Annotated in this window: 6 protein-coding genes and 1 pseudogene; 2 read left to right on the forward strand and 5 right to left on the reverse strand. The window is 37.0% G+C overall.

From position 1 onward, the window contains the following. The first annotated feature begins 155 nt into the window (after positions 1-155). A complete protein-coding gene (locus tag ACH2CJ_RS19560) occupies positions 156-1,631 on the forward strand; it encodes a thioredoxin-like domain-containing protein (RefSeq protein WP_394995612.1) in 1,476 nt (491 codons plus the stop codon). Positions 1,632-1,705: 74 nt separating this feature from the next. Here the strand turns inward: ACH2CJ_RS19560 and ACH2CJ_RS19565 are convergent, their stop codons facing one another. Continuing rightward, the gene (locus tag ACH2CJ_RS19565) at positions 1,706-2,788 is read right to left on the reverse strand and encodes an aminotransferase class V-fold PLP-dependent enzyme (RefSeq protein ID WP_394995624.1); all 1,083 of its coding nucleotides are present in this window, start codon (positions 2,786-2,788) and stop codon (positions 1,706-1,708) included. 198 nt (positions 2,789-2,986) lie between these two features. Further along, the gene (locus ACH2CJ_RS19570) at positions 2,987-4,222 is read right to left on the reverse strand and encodes a M16 family metallopeptidase (protein ID WP_394995614.1); all 1,236 of its coding nucleotides are present in this window, start codon (positions 4,220-4,222) and stop codon (positions 2,987-2,989) included. Positions 4,223-4,372: 150 nt separating this feature from the next. Between ACH2CJ_RS19570 and ACH2CJ_RS19575 the strand changes: the two genes are divergently transcribed. Next, entirely contained in the window at positions 4,373-5,461 is a 1,089-nt protein-coding gene (locus ACH2CJ_RS19575; RefSeq protein WP_394995616.1) for a glycosyltransferase family 4 protein, read from the forward strand. Between the two features lie 93 nt (positions 5,462-5,554). On the opposite strand, the gene ACH2CJ_RS19580 is transcribed toward ACH2CJ_RS19575, so the two are convergent. The 3 genes and pseudogenes from ACH2CJ_RS19580 to ACH2CJ_RS19590 all read right to left on the reverse strand — a co-directional run. Further along, complete coding sequence (locus ACH2CJ_RS19580) at positions 5,555-6,181, reverse strand: LysE family translocator (RefSeq protein ID WP_394995618.1); 627 nt, start codon at positions 6,179-6,181, stop codon at positions 5,555-5,557. Between the two features lie 29 nt (positions 6,182-6,210). Beyond that, positions 6,211-8,952 (reverse strand): alkaline phosphatase family protein, encoded by a 2,742-nt coding sequence (locus ACH2CJ_RS19585; protein WP_394995621.1) that lies wholly within the window; start codon positions 8,950-8,952, stop codon positions 6,211-6,213. A 188-nt stretch (positions 8,953-9,140) separates the two neighbouring features. Continuing rightward, positions 9,141-9,734, reverse strand: a pseudogene (locus tag ACH2CJ_RS19590) (hypothetical protein); the annotation flags it as partial.

Consider the following 9,734-nt stretch of genomic DNA (forward strand, 5'->3'; position numbering starts at 1 on the left):
AGAAACAACAATATAAAACATCCAATTTCGTTAGAATACAGAAAAATTTAGAAAAACTATTGATCATTACTAACCATTCATAGACTTCTTATAATTAACAACCATTTAACAACAACGAATAAATTAAGCACTTATCTTTGTGAAATAATAATAAAATGCCTAAAAATTATCAAAATATGCGAATCAATTACATATACTTAAAGAGGATTTTACTCATTTGCACCCTTATTTTTGCTAACAATGTTTTTGCTCAGGAAATCGGGCACTCAATTAAAGTTCGTATGAAAGGGGTTACGGAGGGAAAAACATGTCATTTGGCTCATTTTTTTGGCTATAATCAATATATAAAAGTTGATTCGGCTAAAGTAATAGACGGCGAATTGGCGTTTCAAGGTAAAGACCCACTCAAAGGTGGTATTTATTTAATTGTACTTTCTCCTTCAAAATATTATGACTTTGCCATTAATGGCAAAGAGCAGTTTATGGAAATAGAGAGCGATACAACTGATTTTGTAGCAAATGTGAAGTTTAAAGGCTCGAAAGAAAACGAATTACTTTTTGGCTACCGTAAATTTTTGCAAGCAAAAAGTAAAGAAGCGGAAGCAATAAGTGTGACAGCGAAAATGAAGACCGATGCCGTTTCTCAAGAAATGAGTCGCAAGCAAATGGAGAGTATTCAGAAAGAAGTTGATACTTATATGAAGGAATTGGTGAAAAATAATGAAGGTACTTTTGCCGCAAAGGTTATCAAAGGAAATATAGAACCAGAAATGCCAACCGTATTGCCGAAAAAAGCCAACGGTCGTCCAGATTCAACCTATTTGTTTAATTATTATAAAAACCACTTTTTCGATAACATAGATTTTACTGACGATAGATTATTGCGTTCTCCATTCATACATACTCGAATAGAGCGTTATTTCAAGGATTTGGTTTACCAAACCACCGATTCTGTTAAACGTGATGCCGACCGTATTTTAAAAATGGCTAAAAAGAACCAAGAAGTATATCGTTTTGCTTTGTGGTGGGTTACTAATAAGTATGAAAATAGCGAAATCGTAGGACTTGATGGTGTTTTTATACATTTAGCCGAAAATTATTACTTGAAAGATGCCGATTGGTTGGATTCTACCCAAAGGGCAAAATTTAAAGAGAGAGTAGATATTTTAAAGCCTTTACAAACGGGTTTAGTATTTCCAACCTTAAATGTTGTAGACTCTTTGGGGCGTGAATATAACCCTATGCAAAGTAAAACTAAATATACTTTAGTCTATTTTTATGATCCCGATTGTGGACATTGCAAAGAATCTGCACCGAAATTAATGGAATTTTATAATGCTAATAAAGCGAAAGTAACTATCTATAACGTAAGTATAGCTTATGATACTAAGAAGATGAATAATTTTGTATATACCTATAAAACTGGGCCTTTACTCAATCTTTGGGATTCTAAAGGCAAGTATTATTTCCGAAATAATTTTGATGTTTATTCAACGCCGACAAACTATATTTTGGATAAAGATAAGAAAATCATTGCCCGCCGAATACCTGTTGAAAAATTAGAAGATTTTATTAATTTCTATGAGCGTCAGCAAGTGCAAAAAGCAACAGAAGGAAATCAAGGAAAATAAGGTTTGTTGAAATTATAAACAAAAAACTGGTATAGTAATATTCCAGTTTTTTTGTTTTTGAAAAGAATTTAATGTTACTCCATCTTCTTCAATTCCTTCAAAAGCATATCAATTTGCTCCATTGTATTTGATGGGAAATTTGATATTCTGATTTGCGTGTCTTTATTTGGACCATAACCACTGCCCACAATCATGTTTTTTTCTTTCAGTTTTTCGATAATTCCCTTCGATGATTTTTTGGTATTGGCTACTATCACTGTCTTCGAGCGATGCTCGACATTCTTGATTGCAATACTACATAAATCGCTGGTTTCTAAGTATTTATAAATTTTCTTGGCTTTCTCGTCGGTCTCTTTTCTGATGTTTTCGATGCCAGTTTTATTCATGTCTTCGGCAACTTTTCCGAGTAAATAAATACCCAAAACATTAGGCGTGGCAGGCGTTTCGTATGTTTCATAATTTTTCCAAAGAGTTGGTAAATTATTATGAGCTCCGATGTTCAATCCCTCATATTTTGAAAGTCGTTTTGCTTTTTCGAGGCATTTTTCATTGGCAATCCAAACGCCCAAACCTGCTGGTAAACCAAAGGCTTTTTGTACCGAAAAGAAAGCGGTATCAACCAACTCTAAGTCTATTTCAGGAATTGGGGCAGATGAAACCATATCTACTGCCAGTAAGCGTTTTTGGTTACTACGTTTCAATTTATGAATATCGGCCTCACGCATTTGCACACCAGTACTTGTTTCGTTTTGAGTTACGCAAATCAATTCTGCATATTCTGGTACTTCAATTTCGCCATAACTAAAGCCTTCTCCGATTGGCTTTTCTTGCTTGTGAGCATATTTTTGGACCGAAAGTGCATATTTATAGAATTTTTCCGAAAAAGAACCATTCACCAAGTGAAAACTTTCGTGTTCAACCAAGTTTAAAAGTATTCGTTCCCAAACTTCTGATGCTGACCCTGTGAAGAAAATTCCTGACGATTCGGGAATATTCATCAACACTCGTAGATTTTCGGCACAATGTTGATAAATTTTACGGAACTGACCACTTCGGTGTGAAATTGAACCGATTTGCTCGTCAAGTGCTTGACGGAAAAAATCTTCAAATTTTGGGTGTAATTCGGCTGGACCAGCGGTAAAATAAATATTTTTCATCATGATTTTTGTTTCGGAGAGGTCAAAAATAAAAAAAGTCAGCCAAAGTGTTACTCTGCTGACCATAAATGCTTTAAAAAATATAATTCTTTCTTGAATATTTTATGCTTTTAGCAGTTAGGATTTTGCAATTAGCTTAAAATTATTCACTACAATTAGTTTTAAAAAAGATAAGAACTAATGCATAACAGCTAATACCTAATTTTCAGGCAAAAAAGTAAGATAGCTTAATTGCGTTTCGTCAAACATTTCTTGCGTAATTTCCTGCAATTCGGTTGCTTCTATTTTTTTTATTTCAGAAAAAATATTTTCGAGGGTTTCTACTTTTCCAACATCCAAAATACTTTTTGCCATCATCAGCATAAAATTTTGATTGCTTTCTTCTGCCATTGCCAATTGCCCCATCAATTGCTCTTTTACAGTATGAAGTTGAAATTTGCCTAAGGGTTTTTCTTTTAAAAGTTGCATTTCTTTTAAAATCAAAGCATTGGCTTTTTCGAGATTCGATTTATCGGTTGCGAAATATATTCCCAAATAACCCGTATCAGTAAATGGAGAATAAGAGGCATCAATGCCATAAACCAAGCCATATTTTTCACGCAAAGTCATGTTCAAACGAGAGTTCATGCCCGGCCCGCCAAAAAGATTTGTAAGCATAAAAAAAGGCAAACGTCGTGTGTCGTGCATGGAGTAAGATGGGCGACCAATAGCACAATGAGCCTGTGTTATTTTCTTAGAAGTTGTTTCTCGTTTTACTTCGTAACTACTTGGTGGTGTGCGTTTTATCTCTGTTTTTTTTGCAGGAATATCCTTTAAGTATTTTTCTGAAACACGAATCGCTTTCTTAAAAGTAATGTTGCCGACAACCGCCAATACAATTTTTTCGGTGTCCATATTTTCGGCAATAAACTGCTGTAATTGCTTTCGAGTAAAAGATTTTACACTTTCTTGCGTACCCAAAATATTTGCACCGAGCTGATGATTGGCAAAGATGATTTCGTCGAAATCGTCTTGCAAAGCATCTTCGGGAGAGTCTTGGTACATCGACATTTCTTCTAAAATCACACCTCGCTCTTTTTCAATTTGATTTTCAGGAAAAACCGAATCGAAAGTAATATCGGCCAATAATTCAACCGATTTCTCGAAGTGATTATCCAAAACTGAGGCATAAAAGCATATCTTTTCTTTGGTTGTATAAGCGTTTAATTCTCCTCCTACCGACTCTAATCTATTAATAATGTGGTAAGATTTCCGCTTTTTTGTACCTTTGAACGCCATGTGTTCCCAAAAGTGGGCAAGACCTACTTGATTTGGTTTTTCGTCACGGCTGCCCATGTCGAGCATCAAGCCGCAATGTACAACTTGCGTATAAGGCACTTGTCGGTGGGCAATTCGGATGCCATTTGGCAATGTATGTATTTGGTATTCAGTCATAAATTAAGCTTTTAGCGATTAGCTGTTGGCTTTTAGCTAAAAAAAATTACTCAAAATATATCAATGAAAGTATTTTGAGCTAACCGCTAATAGCTAACTGCTAATAGCAAATTGTATAATAATTGACAAATTTTCGTAAATTATAGTTCAATGCGTATAGGTTTTGATGCAAAAAGAGCTTTTAATAACAATACAGGCTTAGGCAATTACAGTAGATTTATCATAGAATCGCTACTGAAATATGCTCCTGAGCAAGCGTATTTGGCATATACCCCAAAGCCAACAAAGGATAGTATGTTTGATAAGCAATTGACGATAAAGACACCGTCATCAATTGGTAGTGGACTTTGGCGTAGTTGGTTGATAAACAATGACTTAATGCGTGATAAAATTGATATTTATCATGGATTGAGCAATGAAATCCCTTTTGGAATCAGAAAGTCAGGCGTGAAATCGGTAGTTACTATTCATGATTTGATATTCTTGCGTTATCCCGAATTATACCCTTTTATTGACCGATTTATCTATAATAAAAAGTTTAGATATGCTTGCGAAAATGCCGATGCAATTGTGGCAGTAAGCCAACAAACGAAGGCTGATATTATGGAGTTTTATAAAATTCCATCCGAACGCATTCGAGTGATTTATCAAGATTGCCAAGAAATATTTCAAGCCCCACCCCAACCCCTCCCCGATAGGGAGGGGCTTTTAAAAAAGTATTCTCTAAATAAACTATACATTCTATGCGTTTCGTCTTTTTCTGAAAGAAAAAATCAAAAACGTTTGATTGAAGCCTTTCAGCAATTAGGTTTGAAAGATTATGAATTGATTTTAATAGGAGGCAAATCGAAATACGCAGAAGAGTTGTTTAAAATTCCCCCATCGGGGGCGAGGGGGCTTTTTAATGTCCCCTCAACCGATTTACCAGCCTTATATCAAGGTGCATCATTGTTTGTTTATCCTTCTTTTTTTGAAGGTTTTGGTATTCCGATTGTTGAGGCATTGCATAGTGGCGTGCCTGTGGTAGCAGCAACAGGTTCGTGTTTAGAAGAAGCAGGTGGTGATGGTGCTTTATATGCTAACCCATTAAATGTCAGTGATTTATCTGATAAAATGAGACAAGTTTTAACGAACCAAACTTTACGAAATAACTTAATTTTGAAAGGCAAAGAGCATGTAAAGCAATTTTCAGGTGAACGAATTGCGGGGCAGTTGATGGAGCTTTATGGAGAATTGTGAGTTTATTAGTAGGTGCCGTCTTTAAAACGGCATTGTATTTTTTCAATATCTTTCAAAATGACCAAGACGAGTTAAAAACTCGTCCTATAAACCTCACTTCCTCAAAGCAATCTGCAAGCCTAAAAGTACTAAAATAACGCCCGAAACTTTGTTTTGTATCTTCCAAAAACGCTGAAAATTACTCAATTTCGCTACTACTTTACTAAAAAGCAAAGCAATAAGTACATTGACCAAAGTTCCTGAAAAATTAAACCAAAGTCCTAAAAATAATATTTGAGTGGTAACATTATCAGCGTTATTATCTATAAATTGTGGTAAGAAAGCCAAGAAAAAAAGCGAAACTTTTGGGTTGAGCATATTGGTGATTGCTCCTTGTCGCAGAATTTTGAGATTGGTATTTTTATCATTTTCATTCTGACTAAAAATCATGGTAGAAGGTTTTTCCATGATGCTTTTTATGCCAATATAAATCAAATAAGCCGCTCCCGCATAACGAATGATATTAAACAAAATCTCCGATTGACGAATAATGACCGAAAGCCCCACCACTGAAGCAAAAATATGTAGAAAACAACCCAAACCAATGCCCAATGCCGCAAAAATACCGGCTCGTGTGCCTGTCAAGCTACGAGAAATAACAAAAATCATGTCGTTTCCAGGCGTGATATTGAGCATTAAAGCCGCTAAAGCAAAAAAGATAAAGTGCTGAAAATCAGGCATTTTGGGTTGTTTCTTATAGTACGACGAAATTATTGTTTTTTCTTCTTAGTTTTCTTCTTTTTCACTTCCTCATCATCTTCAGCACGGCGTTTTTGCATGGTTTCGGTGCGGTCAAGTTCTTCTGATTCTGAAAAGGCTTTCCAGTCAAATTTTTCATTGAAAGGTGTTAGAGCTTTGGCTGGGTCAAATATACGAAGGTCAGACGAAACAGCATTATAAGGTGTAAAATCAGGCTTATCAGTAAACATATCTGAGAGGTCGGTTGCTCCCGCATCATATTGATTGAGGTACGGAATGCCCAAAATATGCCAAAAAGTTTTGAAAATACTACCAAAACTATAATGAACCTTGCCTACATAGTCTTTTTTGGTATAAGGCGAAATCACTTGCAAAATACTACGGTGAGCGTCAATGTGGTCAACTCCGCCTTGTGGGTCGTCTTCTGTAATGAAAATCGCCATGTTTTTCCAATAGGGCGTGCGAGCTAAAAACTCAATCGTGCGACCAACTGCCAAGTCATTATCTGCCATATAGCTTGCTTGAAAAGGAAATCCTGCGTGTGGACGTTCGCTTGTTCCGTGGTCATTTGGCAGCATCAAAGTAATGACCGATGGCAAGGTTTTTCCTTTTCCTGTCCATTTTTCATTAAATTCTTTCATAAACAAATCTGCCCTAAATTGGTCAGGAATCGCCATGTTATAAGTCGGAAAAACTTTTGAAGTTTTGTCAAAAAGCGGTTCAGGAAGTGGGTAATTGATGGTATAAAGTTCACCAATATATTTCATTGTGCTATCGCTGTAAGCTCCTGCCATTTCGACCCCAAAGCCAAAATTGTAAAAATCTTTATTATTGCGTTGCAGATGGTCCCAAAGTGAGCCAGCTTCATTAAAATCTTCGGCATAAATTGACCCAGCCGAACCATAAATGGCTAAATTTCCTGGAGCAACAGACGAATCACGAAGTCCACGTTTTCCACCATAAGATGCTGCCGTAGCAGTTTCGCACCATTCGTTAGGATAGGTACTCACCAACCAACGATGTCCGTCGGCCGAAACATCTGAATCACAGTGAAAATTATCAGCGATTGCAAAACGCTTTGCCAAAGCAATATGATTGGGCATTACGTTGGCATCAGGAATGATTTTAGTCGCTTTTCTATTTGAAACTTTTACATTATTGCCAAAACGAGCCAATGAAGCATCACCTTCACCACCCGCAATTTGACCAAAAACCTCATCATACGTTCGGTTTTCTTTGGCAATAAAAACAATGTGTTTGATGCCCAAATCCTGCACCATAGATTTAGTGTTTTTACTATCTGCAAACTTAAAATTATTCTCAATTACCACCTTTGTTTCTTGCTTCAGTTCCTCATCGCTTGGAATATCAATCACCGAAACGCTACCTTTCATCAAAGCCCCAATATAGCTGCCTTCTTGTTTCATCGTGAAGTTTTTTCCTGCATTTGGTCCACTTCCATAGCCTTTAGCATTGGCAACGATGAGTTTTTTACCGTCATTACTAACTTTTAGTTTCGATGGAAACCATGCCGTTGGAATATGTCCGACAACTTCCAGCTTTGCCACGTCAATTACTGCCACGGCATTGATACCCGCTTCGGCAACATATAAGCGTTTTTGGTCGGGCGAAAGTGTTACGCCAAAAGGAATGATGCCTCTTAAATTGCCCAAACGTGGCTCAGGATTCAAGAAAATGTTTTTTAGTACCTTATTGTTTTTGATGTCGATGACCGAAACACAGTCGTTATTTCCATTGCTTACGAAAACATACTCGTTGCTTGCCACAACCGAATTTGGACTTGACCCTCCAACTGCAGGAAAATCTTCAACCATTTGTCCGACCAAAAAACCTGTTTTTATGGTTGCAATTGGTTTGTTTTCGCCAGAAAGTTTAGTAGCATATGCCCAAACCGAAAATGCTTCGGGGGCGTTGGGATCGCCGAGTGCAGGAACGCCTTTAGCGGCATTTCCTTCAATCATTTCTTTAGAATTGTATTTTGTAGCAGGATATTTATGAGCCGTTCCTTTGAGATTTTTCTGGTCAAGGTCAGTAAAGGGTTTATATTCAAAAACGCCCACATTTGCTACAAAAATCTTCGATTCGTCGGACGAAAGGCAAATACCGAAAGGGTATCGTCCCGTCGGAATATTTTCAACAACTTTTTCTTTTTCTATATCAATTACCACCATTCGGAAGCCAATTTGGTCAACCACATAAAGCATTTTCCCATCTTTGGTCAAAACCATATCGCCCAAATACCCATGTCTAAAATCCTGTTTATATGTCTTAAAGGCACAATTGATTGAACCTTTTTGCTTTCCAGTAATGAGGTCATATTTAAAAATTTTATTGGCCTCACCTCCTGCCACATAAACCGTTTGATTGTCAGGCGAAATAGCTAAACCCATGAAACAAGCCTCTAAAATTCCTTTGTCGTTTTTTGCTCCTTCAGGAATTTGTTTTACTTGTGGATTTTCCTCCAAAATATTATTAATAACCGAAATCGAAAAAGGGACAATTCCCGAATTTGCTGTTACGACAGTTTTGCCATCTGGACTCAAAATCAATCCGTAAGGGTGCGGGGCAGTCATAATTTGCTTTCCACGGGGCGTAAGAAAACGTCCATTCGGAATAACTGATTTTCCTGTTTTATCAATTTTTGTTTGTTCATTTCCTGCTGGAGCGGAAATTTGCCATTTTTGAGCAAAAGTTAAGCAAGGGAAGAATAGAAAGAGAAAGGTTTTTTTCATGTTTGAAATGATGCGGTGAGTTTATTCAACAAAATTGCATTTTTTATTTTCAAGATGGAAATGGTACTTCGTTAAGTTTTTGTGAAGAAAAAAAATATGGTTTGGGCTTCGTTCTATCAGCACTGAAAAAAACAAAAAAATCGTGGCACGTTTCAAAAACGTACCACGATTAAGAACTGTCACTTATTTTAATTATTTCTCCTACTTCGGCCTTCTGCACGACCTCCACCATCATTGCCAGAAGCATTTTCGCTTCTTCCACCTCTACTTTGGCCACCTGAGTTTTGCTGACTTGGGGCAGATTCTACGCTTCTACTTGGTCTTTCGATGTTTGGGCTACGATCTCCTCTACTCGTTCTGCCATTCGATTCTTGCGGTATTGGTGTATTACGCTCGCTTCGGCTATTGTCAACACCACTTCCTCTGCCATAATTGTCTGAACGAGGCTCTACGCTGCTATTTGGTCTGTTTCCACGAGTTTCGTTGCCATTTCCTTGCGGACGATTGCTTGGTTCTACGCCATTACTTGGTTTGTTTCCACGAGTTTCGTTACCATTTCCTTGCGAACGATTGTTTGGCTCTACGCCATTACTTGGTCTGTTTCCACGAGTTTCATTGCCTTCCGAATTTCTGCCATAATCAGATGATCGAGAGTTTCGGTTATTGTCCGAGCTACCTCTTGAATATCTTCCAGACTCATTAGAATTTCCTTGCGAATTTCTGTTACTATTATCATAACTTCTTCTGTCATTTCCTCTTGCGTTGTTGTTTCGGCTATTATT

The sequence above is a fragment of the Emticicia sp. genome (genome assembly GCF_043780375.1).
In the GTDB taxonomy this organism is placed as follows: Bacteria; Bacteroidota; Bacteroidia; order Cytophagales; family Spirosomataceae; genus Emticicia.